This is a genomic window from Streptomyces sp. NPDC096136, assembly GCF_044763325.1.
Lineage (GTDB): Bacteria > Actinomycetota > Actinomycetes > Streptomycetales > Streptomycetaceae > Streptomyces.
Genome location: NZ_JBIWFZ010000020.1, coordinates 39,302 through 52,921, shown reverse-complemented (window position 1 = coordinate 52,921; position 13,620 = coordinate 39,302). Strand labels below are relative to the sequence as shown.

Below are 13,620 nucleotides of genomic sequence, written 5' to 3'. Positions count from 1 at the left end.
GACGGGCGACGGGCGACGGGCGACGGGCGACGGTACGCGAGCTGCGCCGCACCGACTGGCGGGCGGGCGGCGCGGGCGGGGGCGGGGGCTACCCGTCGCCGTAGGCCTCGCCGCCGAGCTCGAAGCCCGCGGTCCCGGCGGTGGCGTCGGCGAGCCAGGCCCGGAAGGAGTCGACGTCCGCCTCGGGAAGGCCGATCTCGATCGAGACGGCCTCCCCGTAGCGCACGTCCAGGACCGCGCGGCCGGTGGAGCGCAGGTCGTTCTGCGTCTTGCCGGCCCGCTGGTGGTCGACGGTGACGGTGGCCAGCCGGTAGCGGTGGCGGGTGACGGTGCCGAGCGCGTCGAGGGCCTCGCCGACGACTCCTCCGTAGGCGCGGATCAGTCCGCCCGCGCCGAGCTTCACGCCGCCGTAGTAGCGGGTGACGACGGCGACCGCGTAGCGGATGTCGCGCCGGGTCAGCATCTGGAGCATGGGCACGCCGGCGGTGCCGCCCGGCTCGCCGTCGTCGCTGGCCTTCTGGACGGAGGCGTCGGCGCCGATCACGTAGGCGAAGCAGTTGTGCGTGGCGGTGGGGTGCTCCCGGCGGATCCGCGCGATGAAGTCCTGCGCCTCCTGCTCGGTCGCGGCGGGCGCGAGCGAGCACAGGAAGCGCGAGCGGTTGATCTCGGACTCGTGCGATCCCTCGCGGGCCACCGTCACGTACTGGTCTGCCTTCACCGCTCCACCCTACGGGGAATCGGACAGGTGTCCTTTCCGTTGATCCCGGCGGAACCACTCACCCCGGCGGGCAGCAGGAGGCGGCGCACGTGTACGGCGACCAGGAGACCATCCGCAGGATCCTCACCGAACTCGGCGACACCTGGGCCGTGGTCGGGCTCTCGAACAACGAGGACCGGGCGGCCTACGGGGTGGCCAGGGTGCTCCAGCGGTTCGGCAAGCGCGTGGTGCCCGTCCACCCGAAGGCGGAGACCGTGCACGGCGAGCAGGGCTACCCCTCGCTGGAGGCGGTCCCGTTCGAGGTGGACGTGGTGGACGTCTTCGTGAACAGCTCGCTGGCCGGCCGGGTCGCGGACGAGGCGGTCGCCGCGGGTGCCCGGGCCGTCTGGTTCCAGCTGGGCGTGGTCGACGAGCCCGCCTTCGCCCGGACCCGCGCGGCCGGGCTGGAGATGGTCATGGACCGGTGCCCCGCCATCGAGATCCCGGCCCTGTAGCCCGCCCCCGCCCGCAGCCGTCCCGGCGTGCCTCAGCGGTGGCCGTCGGCCCCCTGCACGGGCGGGATCGACACGGCCATGGTCATCTCCATCGGCACCGTCCCCTCGTTGCGGTAGGCGTGCGGGACGTTCGCCTCGAAGGAGACGGCCCCGCCCGCCGGCACCACGTGCCGGTCGTCGGCGATCTCCAGGGTCAGCTCCCCGGCCGTGACGTGCAGCATCTCGAACGTCCCGGCCGGGTGCGGGTCGGAGGCCGTCCCGTCGCCGGGCTCCAGCCGGTAGGTCCACATCTCCACCGGGCCGCGCCGGTCGTCGCCGAGCAGCATGCGCGCCTCGCTGCCCGGGCCGCTGGACCACATCCGCACCCCCTGTCCCGGGGGCACCACGTGCACCTGTGGGCTGCGCTCGTGGTCGAGGAGCGTGGTGATGCTCACCCCGAGGGCGTCGGCCAGTTTGACCGTGGTGCCCACGCTGGGGTTCGTACGGGCCTGCTCGATCTGGATGATCATGCCGCGGCTGACCCCCGCGCGGGCCGCGAGCGCGTCCAGGGTGAAGCCGCGCTCCCCGCGCCACCGCTTGAGGTTCCGGGCGAGCGCCTGGGTGAGCTGTTCGAGATCCGACACCATTCCGTCCAATATTTTGGATGACACAGTTCAACAGACTGAACTAACCTGCGGTGTATTCGATGCTGCACTCCACCGTTCACCGCACTGTACTGCGAGGTCCCGCCATGACCGCCCTCTTCGCCCTGGCCACAGCCCTGCTGTGGGGCCTCGCCGACTTCGGCGGCGGGCTGCTGACGCGCCGCCTGCCGGCGCTCACCGTGGTCGTGGTCTCGCAGGTGGCCGCCGTGCTCGTCCTGGGGTCCGTCGTCCTCGCCACGGGCGCCTGGCACGACGCCGGACCGCAGCTGTGGTTCGCGGTGGCGGCGGGCCTGGTGGGACCGGCGGCGATGCTCAGCTTCTACAAGGCGCTGGCCCTGGGCCCGATGGGCGTGGTCTCCCCGCTGGGCTCGGTCGGCGTGGTCGTGCCGGTCGGCATCGGGCTGGCGCTGGGCGAGCGGCCCGGGCCCGGCCAGTTCGCGGGCATCGCGGTGGCCGTCGTCGGCATCGTCCTCGCGGGCGGGCCCGAGCTGCGCGGCGCGCCCGTGCAGCGGCAGGCGGTGCTCCTGACGCTGGCCGCGGCCTTCGGCTTCGGCGCGGTGATGGCCCTGATCTCGCAGGCCTCGACCACCGTCACCGGCCTCTTCCTCGCCCTCCTCGTCCAGCGGGTCACCAACGTCGCCGTCGGCGGCGCCGCCCTGTGGGCGCAGACGCGGCGCGGCGTCCCCGCACTGCCCCGGGGCACCGGCCCGCGCGTCCTGTGGAGCCTGCTGCCCGCGCTGGCCTTCGTCGGCCTCGCGGACGTCGCGGCCAACGGCACCTACTCGATCGCCGCCCAGAACGGACCGGTGACGGTCGCCGCCGTGCTCTCCTCGCTCTACCCCGTGATCACCGCCCTGGCCGCCTTCGCCGTGCTCAAGGAGCGGCTGCGCAGCGTGCAGGCGGCGGGCGCAGGGCTGGCCCTGGCGGGCACGGTGCTGCTCGCGGCCGGCTGAGCACCGGCCGCGGCGACTACTGCTCGGCCTCCGCCAGGCGGGCCAGCCCGCGCAGCTGCTCGGAGGTCACCCCGTCGGGGATCGGCACCGGCGCCGGGGTCCGCAGCGGCGGCTGCCAGCCCGTCTCCGGCTCCCAGCGGCGCACGACCTTGGCCGGGGCCCCCGCCACCACGGCGTGGTCCGGCACCTCGCCCCGTACGACGGCCCCCGCGGCCACCACGACGTTGCGGCCCAGCTTCGCCCCGGGGAGGATCACCGCCCCGGTGCCCAGCCAGCAGCCCGGCCCGATCTCCACCGGGGCGCTGCGGGGCCACTGCCGGCCGACGGGCTGGTGCGGGTCGTCGTAGCTGTGGTTGGTGGAGGTGATGTAGACGCCGGGGCCGCAGAAGGTGTCGTCGCCGATGCTGATGCGGGCGTCGGCGATCACGTGGCTGCCGCGGCCCAGGACCACTCCGTTGCCCAGGACCAGCACCGGGTCGGGGCCGAGGTCGAGGTCGGGCATCATCCCGGCGGTCAGGGTGACCTGCTCGGCGATGATGCAGTGCCCGCCCATGCGGATCCAGGGCTCGCCGAAGACGGTGCCCTGGGGGAAGGCCAGCCGGGTGCCGTCCCCGATGGCGCCGAAGCGCAGCCGGCCCGGGTTCTGCGCGGTGACCGCGCCGGCCTGCTGCATCCAGCGCCACCCCGCGTGGACCGCGCGGCTGGCGACGCGGCGGCGCAGGGCCGCCAGGGATGAGAACGTGTTCTGGTTCTTCGGCACCCGGCCACGGTAGTGGGCCTCGCGCCGGACGTCCGGACCGCGTTCCTGTGATCTTCACCCCATCGCGGTTCCGGCGCCGCGCGTGCCCTACGGTGCCCGTAGCGCGGCATCCGGAAACAGAGGGAAACGATCATGACGAACGACACGGGCCGAACGGGCCGGGCCGGCCAGGGAGCCCTCATCGCGGCGGTGGGCGACCGGCGGCCGTCCGTGGACCCGACGGCCTTCACCGCCCCGACCTCGGTCGTGGTCGGCGACGTCACCCTGGGCGCGGGCGCCAGCGTCTGGTACTCGGCGGTGCTGCGCGGCGACTGCGGCCCCATCACGCTCGGCGCCGACAGCAACGTCCAGGACAACTGCACGCTGCACGTGGACCCCGGCTTCCCGGTGTCGGTCGGCGAGCGGGTCTCGATCGGCCACAACGCCGTCGTGCACGGCTGCACCGTGGAGGACGACTGCCTGATCGGGATGGGTGCGACCGTGCTGAACGGGGCCGTGATCGGCGCCGGTTCGCTGGTGGCCGCCCAGGCCCTGGTCCCACAGGGGATGGTGGTCCCGCCCGGCTCCCTGGTCGCGGGCGTGCCGGCCAAGGTGCGGCGGGAGCTCACCGCGCAGGAGCGCGAGCACATCAGGGTGAACGCCGCGATGTACACGGAGCTGGCGCGGCAGCACCGCGCCTCGGTCACCCCGGAGTCCTGAGCCCGGGAGCCCCCGGGGCGGCCGCCCCGGGGGCCGGGACCTCAGTCCGCGGCGCCCGCCGGGGCGGTCACCCGTGCGGCCGCCTCCTCGCGGGCCTCGGCCGCCGCCTTCTTCATCCGGCCGCGCACCACCAGCGTGACGGCGAGCCCGATCAGCAGGGCCACCACGAGGGCCAGCCAGGAGAACCGCTTCAGCCACGGCTCGGCGACGATCCCGACGGTGTAGATGACGGCGGTGGTGCCGCCTGCCCAGAGGACGCCGCCGAGGACGTTGGCGATCAGGAACCGCCAGTAGGGCATGCGCAGCACGCCCGCCAGCGGCCCGGCGAAGATCCGCAGCAGGGCCACGAACCGGCCGAAGAAGACGGCCCACATCCCCCAGCGGTCGAAGGAACGCTCCGCCACGGCCACCTGGTCGGGCCCGAAGTGCTTCGGGAAGCGCCGGCCCAGCTTCTCCAGCAGCGGCTTGCCTCCGCGGCGCCCGATCGCGTACCCGATGGAGTCGCCGACGATCGCGCCCGCGATCGCGCACAGGCCCAGGACCACGGGGTCGATGTGCCCGTGCTGCGAGGCCAGCAGGGCCGCGCTCACGAGGATGATCTCCCCCGGCAGCGGGATGCCGAGGCTCTCCAGTCCGATGACCAGACCCACCAGGAGATAGACACTGATCGCCGGAATCGTCTCCAGCCATTCCTGGACGTGCACCGGTTCGCCCTCCCTCGTCGTGACCGGCGCGCCCGGGGGACACGCCGAACGAGCAGCCTATCCGCTCCCCGTCACGGGCTCCGCCCGCAGTACGGGTTCCCGGGGCGAACGACCGGCGAACACCTCCCGCCGGCCCCGGACCGCACGGCGGTCGCCGGGCGGCGGGGCGGTGACCAGGCGGTGACGGTCAAGCCGTGGCCGGGCGGTGGTCGGGCGGTGATCAGGCGGTAGCGTTGGGGCGCAGGGTCCAGACGACGGTCATCTCGCCCGTGACGGCCTCGTCCTCGCGCTGGATGGCGATGGTGACGGGGAACTCGGGGCGGCCGCCAGCGTCGAGCTCGGCGACGACCTCGGAGGCCGGGCGGCCGAGGGTGGCGGTGGCGGTCACGACGCCCTTGGCGAGCTTCTTGTAGCCGATCTCGGCCTTGACGGCCAGCGGCACCGCGCGCGAGAGCTGGTCGCCGAAGGCGGCCAGGACGATCGCGCCGCTGGCGGACTCGGCCAGGGTGAACATCGCGCCGGCGTGCGGGCCGCCGACGTGGTTGTGGAAGTCCGGCTGGTCCGGGAGGCGGACGACGGCGCGCTCCGGAGTGGTCTCCAGGAACTCGAGGTTGAGGGTGCGGGCCATCGGCACGGTCTGGGCGAGCAGTTCGCCCACGTTCATCTGTTCTGCGCTCATGGCACGCGATGTTACCCACGAGTAGATGAAGTTGGCCAGGGTCGGGGAGGGGGCGGACGTGGCTCCCGCGGGGCTCGCCCACTATGGTTACCGGCCATGTGGCCAGGACAGCAGCAGCCGCCCGGGGGACAGCAGGGCCCCCAGGACGCGCAACAGAACCCGTACCAGCAGCAGCCGGGACAGCCGAACCCGTACCAGCAGCAGCCCCAGCCGGGATTCGGTCAGCAGCAGCCCGGCTACGGCTACCCGCAGGCGGGCGGCTACCAGACCCCGCCGCCGGTCCAGCCGTGGGGGCAGCCCACCGCCCAGCCCGCCCAGTCCCCGTCCGGGGGGAGCCCGTTCTCGACGAAGACCGTGGCCATCGTGGCGGCCTCGGCGGTCGTGGTGACGGCGGCCGCGACCGCCGCCTTCGTCCTCACCCGGGACGACAAGGGCAGCAACCAGGCCAACGACAAGCCGCCCGCCGCCTCCTCCTCGGCCCCCGTCAGCCCGGCGGCGCCGGCCGCCCCGAGCGGCAACCCGCGCGGCGGCGGCGACATGAAGCCCGTGATCCCGGGCTGGAAGGTCGTCGTCAATCCGAAGCACGGCACCGCCTTCGACGTCCCGCCGGAGTGGAACGTGGCGAGCTCCGGGGTGATCTCCGGCTTCGAGGACGAGAAGAAGAAGGACGGCTCCCCGCTCGTCACCTTCTCGGCACCCGCCTTCCTCAAGGAGGACTGGTGCAAGGTGGACTCCAACAAGGACGGCAAGGAGGAGAGCACCGGGCTGGCCGGGACCGGCACCAAGGGCGGCCAGGGCGCCAAGGACACCGCCGGGGCCGCGCACAGCGAGGCGGGCACCTGGGTGTTCGCGGCCTACTCGCAGAAGCTGCCCGAGGACCGGGTCAAGATCTCCGAGTCCAAGGAGTACACGACCCTCTCCGGCCTCAAGGGGCACTACGCGACGGCGACCGTGAGCGACATCCCCAAGGAGAACAAGTGCTCCTCGGACGGCAAGAGCATCGCCTTCAGCTTCCGCAACGCCAAGGGTGACTTCGCCAGCTGGGTCATGTGGGCCGCCGCCGGGGTCCCCGGCGAGGTGGACCAGGCCACCGAGGAGAAGATCATGAGCTCGGTCCGCCTCGTCGGCAACTGACCTCACCCCACCCCACTCCGGGCCGATTATCCGTTTTCCGGTTATTCGTTTGGATTCTCGGCCCGGGGCAGGGATAGTCCCGGGGTGAGCTCTCCCCCCACCGGCTCCCCCGCCGATTCCCCCGCCGCCCCGCGCCGCCTGCCCTCCTGGGCGGGCCGCAACTACACCCTGCTGACCGGCGCCGCGGTCGTGACGAACCTCGGCAGCCACGGAGCTCTCATCGCCTCCGCCTTCGCCGTCATGGACGCGGGCGGCTCCGGCGGCGACGTCGGCCTCGTCGCGGCCGCCCGTACGCTGCCCCTCGTCCTCTTCCTGCTCGTGGGCGGCGCCCTCGCCGACCGGCTCCCGCGCCACCACGTGATGGTCGCGGCCAACGCCCTCAACTGCCTCTCACAGGCGGCCTTCGCGGTGCTGGTCCTCACCGGCGACCCGCAGCTGTGGCAGATGATGCTGCTCACCGCGCTCTGCGGCACCGGCACCGCCTTCTTCAACCCGGCCGCCGAGGGCATGCTGCTCTCCAGCGTCTCCGGCGAGCACTCCAACCGGGCCTTCGCGCTCTTCCGGATGGCCATGAACGGCGCGGGCATCGGCGGGGCGGCCCTCGGCGGCGCCCTGATCGCCGCGATCGGCCCCGGCTGGGTCCTGGCCGTGGACGCGGCCGCCTTCGCGGTCGCCGGCGCCCTGCGCGCCTTCCTCGACGTCGGCCGCGTGGCCGAACGGGCGCCCGGCGGGGGCCTGCTGGCCGACCTCCGCGAGGGCTGGGTGGAGTTCCGCAGCCGGACCTGGCTGTGGACCATCGTGCTCCAGTTCTCCGTCGTCGTCGCCGTCGTCGGAGCCGCCGAGTCGGTGTACGGGCCCCTCGTCGCCCGCGACCGGCTGGGCGGGCCGGCCCCCTGGGGCGTGGCCCTGGCCCTCTTCGGCGTGGGCACCATCGCCGGCGCCGTCCTGATGATGGTCTGGAAACCGCGCCGCCTGCTGCTGGTCGGCACCCTGTGCGTCTTCCCGCTGGCCCTGCCCTCGGCCGGGCTGGCGGTGCCGCTGCCCGCCTGGGGGCTGTGCGCGGTGATGTTCGTCAGCGGTGCGGCCGTCGAGGTGTTCGGCGTGAACTGGATGACGACGATGCACCAGGAGATCCCCGAGGAGAAGTTCTCCCGGGTCTCCGCCTACGACTGGTTCGGCTCGGTCTCCATGCTCCCGCTGGCCACCGCCCTGGCCGGGCCGGCCGAGACCGCCCTGGGCCGGACCACGGCGCTGTGGGGCTGCGCGGCCCTGGTGGTCGTCCCCACGGCCCTGGTCCTCCTGGTCCCGGAGGTCCGCCGCATCACCCGCAGACCCGTCCCCGCGAAGTCGCCGGCGTCCGGCGGCGCGCCCGCACCCGTACCCGCCGCCGCCGCCCAGACCGTCACCCCAGGCTGAACGCCCCCTGCGGCGGCTCCGGCGAGGCCACGGCGTCGGCGTCCGCCACCACCCGCGCCCCGCGCATGAACCGGACGAGGCCCTCCCCCGACTCCACCCGCGCGGGAAAGGCGTCGGCGGCGCACCGACGTGCCAGCGCGGCCACCGGCAGCGGCGCGTCGGAGGCCAGCAGCACCGCGTTGCCGAAGCGCCGCCCGCGCAGCACCCCCGGCTCGGCGATCAGCGCGAGCTCCCCGAACACCGCGGCGAAGTTGGCCAGCTGGGACCTGAGGAAGCCGAACGGCGCCCCGTCGGCCAGGTTCGCCGCGTAGAGCCCGCCGGGCCGCAGCACCCGGGCCGCCTCGCGCGCGTACTCCACCGACGTCAGCTGGGCCGGCACCCGCGAGCCGCCGAACACGTCGGCGACCAGGACGTCGGCGCTCGCCGCCGGCGCCCGCTCCAGCCAGGCCCGGGCGTCGGCGGCGTGCACCTCCACCCGCGCCCCGGCGGCCAGCGGCAGGTGCTCCGCCACCAGCTCCACCAGCCCCGCGTCGAACTCGACCACGGTCTGGCGGGAGCCCGGGCGGACCTCCGCGGCGTAGCGGGGCAGGGTCAGCGCGCCGCCGCCCAGGTGCAGCAGGTCCAGGGCCGCCCCCGCCTCGGCCGCGCAGTCCAGTACGTGCGCGAGGCGGCGTACGTACTCGAACTCCAGGTGCCCGGGCTCGTCGAGGTCCACGTAGGACTGGGGCGCCCCGTCCACGGTGAGCAGCCAGGCCCGCTCCCGGTCCACGTCCGGCATCAGCTTGGCGGTGCCCTGGCCCACTTCCCGGATCACCGGGATCTGTTCGTCGCTCACCCCCTCATTGTCGGGCCCGCCGCCCGCGGTCCCGGCCCGCTCACGCGGCCGACCAGACGGCGGCCGCCCCGGCCGCGTGCGCGGCGGCCTGGGCCAGCCCCGCCCGCGCCGCGGGGGCCCGCCGGGCCGGGTCGAGCACGTTGCGGCCGAAGGCCTTGCGGGCCTCGGCGGACGGGGTGATCAGCAGCACCCGGGCCCCCTCGGCCCGCAGCCGCGCCGCCTCCTGCGCCGGTGAGGGGAGCCTCCCCCCGCCGAGGGCCATCGGCGCGAGGACCACCACGCGCCGGTAGCCGGCCGCCAGGTCGGCGTTGGTGGCGGAGCGGACGCCGCCGTCCACGTACCGGCGGCCGTCGATGGTGACGGGCGGCCACACCCCGGGCACCGCGCAGCTCGCCGCGACGGCGTCCACCAGCCCGGCCCCGCACTCCCGGTCGAAGGGGGCGCTCTCGCCGGTCAGCGCGTCGACGGCGGTGACGACCAGGCGCCGCTCGGGCCACTCGTGCGAGACGAGCCGGGCCGCCAGGACCTCGCGCCGGTCCTCCTCGGCGGGGGTGTCGGCGGCCAGGGCCATGGCTCCGACCCGCCGGCGGTACTCCGCGGCGTCGCGCGAGCGGATCATGGCGACGGCGTACCGGGCGAGGAGGCCCGCGCCCAGCTTCGCGGCGATCTCCCCGGCGGGGTCGGCGAGCTGGCGCTCGTAGAGCTCCCGCGGGGTGAGCAGCCCGGAGGCCAGCTGGGCGCCGACCACCGAGCCTGCCGAGGTGCCGACGACGAGGTCGGCGGCGGCGAGGTCCACTCCGGCGCGGGCGAGCCCGTAGAGGATCCCGGACTCCCAGCCGACGCCGGTCAGGCCTCCCCCGCCGAGCACCAGTGCCGTGCCGCGTGCCGTCCGGCCCGCCGTGTCGCCGCTCATCGCCGCCCGCCCCTCGCTCCGCCCGCAGGCACCCGTGTGGTGACGGCAGTCTGGCAAAGCCGGACCGCCGCCACCACGGCCGGGGCTACCCGAGGACCTCGGTCACCGTCCCCGCGCCGACGGTGCGCCCGCCCTCGCGGATCGCGAAGCCGAGCCCCGCCTCCAGGGGCACGTCCCGGCCCAGCTCGACGGTCATGGTCACCGTCTCACCGGGGCGGGCCACCCCGGCCCCGCCCAGGTCCACGTCGCCGACCACGTCGGCGGTGCGGATGTAGAACTGCGGCCGGTAGCCGGAGGACAGGGCGGTCGTCCGGCCGCCCTCGCGCCCGGAGAGCACGTACACCCGCGCGGTGAAGCGCCGGCGCGGCGCCACGCTGCCGGGTGCGGCGACCACATGCCCGCGCCGCACCCCGTCGCGGTGCACGCCGCGCAGCAGCAGCGCGACGTTGTCCCCCGCCTCTGCGGACTCCATCGGCTTGCCGAAGGTCTCCAGCCCCGTGACGACGGTCTCCACCGGCTCGCCCTCGCCGCCGAGCAGCGCCACCCGGTCGCCGATCCGGACGGTGCCGCGCTCGACGGCTCCGGTCACCACGGTGCCGCGGCCGGTGATGGTCAGGACGTTCTCGACCGGCAGCAGGAACGGCGCGTCCGTGTACCGCACCGGCATCGGGACATAGGTGTCGACCGCGTCGAGCAGCGCCTCGATCGCCCCGGTCCAGCGCGGGTCGCCCTCCAGCGCCCCGAGCCCGGAGACCCGGACCACCGGCGCCTCCTCGCCCCCGTAGCCGTGGGCGCTGAGCAGCTCGCGGACCTCCAGCTCGACCAGGTCGGTCAGCTCCGGGTCCCCGGCGTCGGCCTTGTTGAGGGCCACCACGATGTGGTCCACCCCGACCTGCCGGGCGAGGAGCACGTGCTCGGCGGTCTGCGGCATGACTCCGTCGAGGGCGGAGACGACGAGGATGGCCCCGTCGAGCTGGGCGGCGCCGGTGACCATGTTCTTGATGTAGTCGGCGTGGCCGGGCATGTCGACGTGGGCGTAGTGGCGGGTGTCGGTCTCGTACTCGACGTGCGTGAGGTTGATGGTGATGCCGCGCCGGGCCTCCTCGGGGGCGCGGTCGATCCGGTCGAACGGCACGAAGGAGGCGCCGCCGCGCTCGGCGAGGACCTTGGTGATGGCGGCGGTGAGGGTGGTCTTGCCGTGGTCGACGTGGCCCATGGTGCCGATGTTGAGGTGCGGCTTGGTGCGGGTGAAGGCCGTCTTGGCCATGGTCTCTTTCCCGTGTCTCGAAGCTGGAACGGGACCCCTGGAGCGAACCGACCCTCCCCCTGCGGGGTCCGCCGGACGATCCGGGAAGGGTCAGCTTCGTGCGCCGTCGAGGGCGGCGTGTGCCGCTGCGGCGAAGGCCTCTGCCAGGGCGACGGCCGCGGAGGCGGAGAGGGCAGCCTTCGGCGCGTCCGCGACTGCGGACGGCGCTGCGGGGAAGGCGTACCGGGACATGCCGCCGATCCTGCCGGAGGGGGCGGGCCGCGTCGAACGAATTAACGGGAAGGGGAACGTCGAATGAATTGTCGGTGCGCCCCGGGCCGTCCGCAGGAGCCCCGTTCCCCGTCCTCCGTCCGTCCGCCTCCGTCCGTCCGGATGAGGTCTGGATTACGGCGGGCTGCCGCACCGGTCGGATAGCCTCCCCGGATGTCCCTCCTCCTCGCGCCGTGGACGCGGCTGTCGCTGCTCGTCGTACTGCTCGTGGCGGCCGGGGTCTGCGTGCTGGTCTACCAGCCCCAGCGGCTGCTCTCCGAGGGCTGGCCGCCGGGGCTCCCCGTGGGCGCGGCGGTGCTGCTGTTCGCGGGCGCGTACGGACTGTGCACGGCGGCGTTCGTGCCGCGGCCGCTGCTGAACCTCGCCGCGGGGGCGGTCTTCGGGACCCCATTCGGGCTGGTGGCGGCCATCGGCGGCACGGTGCTGGGCGCCGGGATCTCCTTCGGCCTGGGCCGGGCCATGGGCCAGGAGGCGCTGCGCCCCTTCCTGCGCGGGCGCTGGCTGAAGGCGGCCGACGCCCAGCTGACCCGGCACGGCTTCCGCTCCGTGCTGGCGGTGCGGATCTTCCCCGGGGTGCCGTTCGCGGCAGCCAACTACCTGGCGGCGGTCTCCCGCTGCGGCTGGCTCCCGTTCCTGCTGGCCACGGCCCTGGGTACGGTGCCCAACACGGCCGCCTACGTGATCGCCGGGGCCAGCGCCTCCTCCCCCGGATCCCCCGCGTTCCTCGTCTCGTCCGGGTTCATCACCGTCTCCGGAGCGGTCGCCGCCGCGGTCGCCTGGCGCAAGCGCCACCGGCTCGCGGAACCGGCCCTGAGCGAGCCCTCGGCGGTGCACCCCCCTGTGGTCGGAGCCGCTCCCCACGGGCCCTAGCATCGGACCCGAACTGTCCGACGATCACAAGGACGAGCGCACCCCGACATGAGCTGGTTCGAATCCCTAATCCTCGGTCTCGTCCAAGGCCTCACGGAGTTCCTGCCGATCTCCTCCAGCGCGCACCTGCGGCTGACCGCGGCCTTCGCCGGCTGGCACGACCCGGGTTCGGCCTTCACCGCCATCACCCAGATCGGCACCGAGGCCGCCGTGCTCATCTACTTCCGCAAGGACATCGCGCGGATCATCTCGACCTGGTTCCGCTCCCTGTACACCAAGTCCCTGCGCTCGGAGCAGGACGCGCGGATGGGCTGGCTCGTCATCGTCGGCTCGATCCCGATCGGCGTCCTGGGCGTCGCCTTCAAGGACCAGATCACCGGCCCCGCCCGTGACCTGCGGCTGACCGCCACCACCCTGATCGTGATGGGCCTGATCCTCGGCTTCGCCGACTGGCTGGCCTCGCGCGACGAGGAGGGCGGCCGGCACCGGGTGGTGAAGCAGCGCAAGACGCTCAAGGAGCTGGGCGTCAAGGACGGCCTGATCTTCGGGGTGTGCCAGGCGATGGCGCTGATCCCGGGCGTCTCGCGCTCGGGTGCGACGATCTCCGGCGGTCTGCTGCTGGGCTTCACGCGCGAGGCGGCGGCCCGCTACTCCTTCCTGCTGGCCATCCCCGCCGTACTGGCCTCGGGCGCGTTCGAGATCAAGGACGTGATCGAGAGCCCCGGCCACATCACCTGGGGTCCGACGATCCTCGCCACGGTGATCGCCTTCTTCGTGGGCTACGCCGTCATCGCATGGTTCATGAAGTTCATCTCCAGCAAGAGCTTCATGCCCTTCGTCATCTACCGGATCCTGCTCGGCGTCGCGCTGTTCGTCCTCATCGGCATGGGCGTGCTCGAAGCGGAGGCCGGCGCGAGCGGCAGCTAGGTCGTCTCTTCCGGACACGCGCAGGCGACGGAGGCCGCCCGGGAACGTTCCCGGGCGGCCTCCGCGTCGTTGTGCCCGCAGAGACCTGTACGGCGAACAGCAGGGGGTGTCCCATGGGTCGGGTGGTACTGGAGCGGTTTCCGGCCGGAAGTCCGCGGGGGAGCTGGCCCGCGGAGGAGTACGCGGCCCAGCGGATGCGCGAGGGCGTTCCGGCGGAGGTGGTGATGGACCTGGCCAGTGACGCGTTCCTGGTCGTGATCCGGCAGCGGGAGACGCATTCCGGCCACTGAGGGCGGCCGGGAAGATCCCGTGGCCGCACGCCCCTTGGCCCCGTGGC

17 protein-coding genes are annotated in these 13,620 nt (G+C 74.1%); 8 read left to right on the top strand and 9 right to left on the bottom strand.

What is annotated here, in order from left to right; all coding sequences use genetic code 11:
• Nucleotides 1-88: 88 nt before the first annotated feature.
• Nucleotides 89-718 carry a YigZ family protein gene (locus ACIRBY_RS30655; protein WP_390689658.1) on the bottom strand — a complete coding sequence of 210 codons (630 nt, stop codon included), beginning with the start codon at nucleotides 716-718 and terminating at the stop codon, nucleotides 89-91.
• 89 nt (nucleotides 719-807) lie between these two features.
• Here ACIRBY_RS30655 and ACIRBY_RS30650 point away from each other — a divergent pair, with 89 nt between their 5' ends.
• Nucleotides 808-1,212 carry a CoA-binding protein gene (locus ACIRBY_RS30650; protein ID WP_403906648.1) on the top strand — a complete coding sequence of 135 codons (405 nt, stop codon included), beginning with the start codon at nucleotides 808-810 and terminating at the stop codon, nucleotides 1,210-1,212.
• 32 nt (nucleotides 1,213-1,244) lie between these two features.
• On the opposite strand, the gene ACIRBY_RS30645 is transcribed toward ACIRBY_RS30650, so the two are convergent.
• Complete coding sequence (locus tag ACIRBY_RS30645; RefSeq protein WP_403906862.1) at nucleotides 1,245-1,835, bottom strand: helix-turn-helix domain-containing protein; 591 nt, start codon at nucleotides 1,833-1,835, stop codon at nucleotides 1,245-1,247.
• Nucleotides 1,836-1,942: 107 nt separating this feature from the next.
• On the opposite strand from ACIRBY_RS30645, the gene ACIRBY_RS30640 reads away from it, so the two are divergent.
• Nucleotides 1,943-2,809: an EamA family transporter gene (locus tag ACIRBY_RS30640; RefSeq protein ID WP_403906646.1), complete on the top strand. Its 867-nt coding sequence runs from the start codon at nucleotides 1,943-1,945 to the stop codon at nucleotides 2,807-2,809.
• Between the two features lie 16 nt (nucleotides 2,810-2,825).
• On the opposite strand, the gene ACIRBY_RS30635 is transcribed toward ACIRBY_RS30640, so the two are convergent.
• The gene (locus ACIRBY_RS30635; RefSeq protein ID WP_366454213.1) at nucleotides 2,826-3,569 is read right to left on the bottom strand and encodes an acyltransferase; all 744 of its coding nucleotides are present in this window, start codon (nucleotides 3,567-3,569) and stop codon (nucleotides 2,826-2,828) included.
• Nucleotides 3,570-3,701: 132 nt separating this feature from the next.
• Here ACIRBY_RS30635 and ACIRBY_RS30630 point away from each other — a divergent pair, with 132 nt between their 5' ends.
• Nucleotides 3,702-4,268 carry a gamma carbonic anhydrase family protein gene (locus ACIRBY_RS30630; protein WP_403906644.1) on the top strand — a complete coding sequence of 189 codons (567 nt, stop codon included), beginning with the start codon at nucleotides 3,702-3,704 and terminating at the stop codon, nucleotides 4,266-4,268.
• 41 nt (nucleotides 4,269-4,309) lie between these two features.
• Here the strand turns inward: ACIRBY_RS30630 and ACIRBY_RS30625 are convergent, their stop codons facing one another.
• Together ACIRBY_RS30625 and ACIRBY_RS30620 are read right to left on the bottom strand one after the other, a co-directional pair.
• Nucleotides 4,310-4,972, bottom strand: a complete 663-nt coding sequence (locus ACIRBY_RS30625) for a DedA family protein (RefSeq protein WP_403906642.1) — start codon at nucleotides 4,970-4,972, stop codon at nucleotides 4,310-4,312.
• 220 nt (nucleotides 4,973-5,192) lie between these two features.
• Nucleotides 5,193-5,651: a DUF4442 domain-containing protein gene (locus tag ACIRBY_RS30620; RefSeq protein WP_387263295.1), complete on the bottom strand. Its 459-nt coding sequence runs from the start codon at nucleotides 5,649-5,651 to the stop codon at nucleotides 5,193-5,195.
• Nucleotides 5,652-5,747: 96 nt separating this feature from the next.
• Between ACIRBY_RS30620 and ACIRBY_RS30615 the strand changes: the two genes are divergently transcribed.
• Nucleotides 5,748-6,785, top strand: coding sequence for a hypothetical protein (locus ACIRBY_RS30615; protein WP_403906640.1), 1,038 nt, complete (start codon nucleotides 5,748-5,750; stop codon nucleotides 6,783-6,785).
• Between the two features lie 84 nt (nucleotides 6,786-6,869).
• Nucleotides 6,870-8,201 (top strand): MFS transporter, encoded by a 1,332-nt coding sequence (locus ACIRBY_RS30610; RefSeq protein ID WP_403906637.1) that lies wholly within the window; start codon nucleotides 6,870-6,872, stop codon nucleotides 8,199-8,201.
• Here the strand turns inward: ACIRBY_RS30610 and ACIRBY_RS30605 are convergent.
• From ACIRBY_RS30605 to ACIRBY_RS30590, 4 genes are all read right to left on the bottom strand, one after another.
• Nucleotides 8,188-8,979: a spermidine synthase gene (locus ACIRBY_RS30605; protein ID WP_403906860.1), complete on the bottom strand. Its 792-nt coding sequence runs from the start codon at nucleotides 8,977-8,979 to the stop codon at nucleotides 8,188-8,190. The two genes, ACIRBY_RS30610 and ACIRBY_RS30605, sit on opposite strands and share 14 nt — an antisense overlap.
• 97 nt (nucleotides 8,980-9,076) lie before the next feature.
• Complete coding sequence (locus tag ACIRBY_RS30600; RefSeq protein WP_403906634.1) at nucleotides 9,077-9,949, bottom strand: patatin-like phospholipase family protein; 873 nt, start codon at nucleotides 9,947-9,949, stop codon at nucleotides 9,077-9,079.
• An 85-nt stretch (nucleotides 9,950-10,034) separates the two neighbouring features.
• On the bottom strand, nucleotides 10,035-11,216 hold the full coding sequence (tuf, locus tag ACIRBY_RS30595; protein ID WP_403906632.1) for an elongation factor Tu: 1,182 nt from the start codon (nucleotides 11,214-11,216) through the stop codon (nucleotides 10,035-10,037).
• 90 nt (nucleotides 11,217-11,306) lie between these two features.
• Entirely contained in the window at nucleotides 11,307-11,447 is a 141-nt protein-coding gene (locus ACIRBY_RS30590; RefSeq protein ID WP_403906629.1) for a hypothetical protein, read from the bottom strand.
• A 192-nt stretch (nucleotides 11,448-11,639) separates the two neighbouring features.
• On the opposite strand from ACIRBY_RS30590, the gene ACIRBY_RS30585 reads away from it, so the two are divergent.
• The 3 genes from ACIRBY_RS30585 (at nucleotide 11,640) to ACIRBY_RS30575 (ending at nucleotide 13,573) form a co-directional block, all read left to right on the top strand.
• Nucleotides 11,640-12,356, top strand: a complete 717-nt coding sequence (locus ACIRBY_RS30585) for a TVP38/TMEM64 family protein (RefSeq protein ID WP_403906627.1) — start codon at nucleotides 11,640-11,642, stop codon at nucleotides 12,354-12,356.
• A gap of 48 nt (nucleotides 12,357-12,404) precedes the next feature.
• Nucleotides 12,405-13,283, top strand: coding sequence for an undecaprenyl-diphosphate phosphatase (locus ACIRBY_RS30580; RefSeq protein ID WP_403906623.1), 879 nt, complete (start codon nucleotides 12,405-12,407; stop codon nucleotides 13,281-13,283).
• Nucleotides 13,284-13,396: 113 nt separating this feature from the next.
• On the top strand, nucleotides 13,397-13,573 hold the full coding sequence (locus ACIRBY_RS30575) for a hypothetical protein (RefSeq protein WP_366454202.1): 177 nt from the start codon (nucleotides 13,397-13,399) through the stop codon (nucleotides 13,571-13,573).
• Nucleotides 13,574-13,620 lie beyond the last annotated feature (47 nt).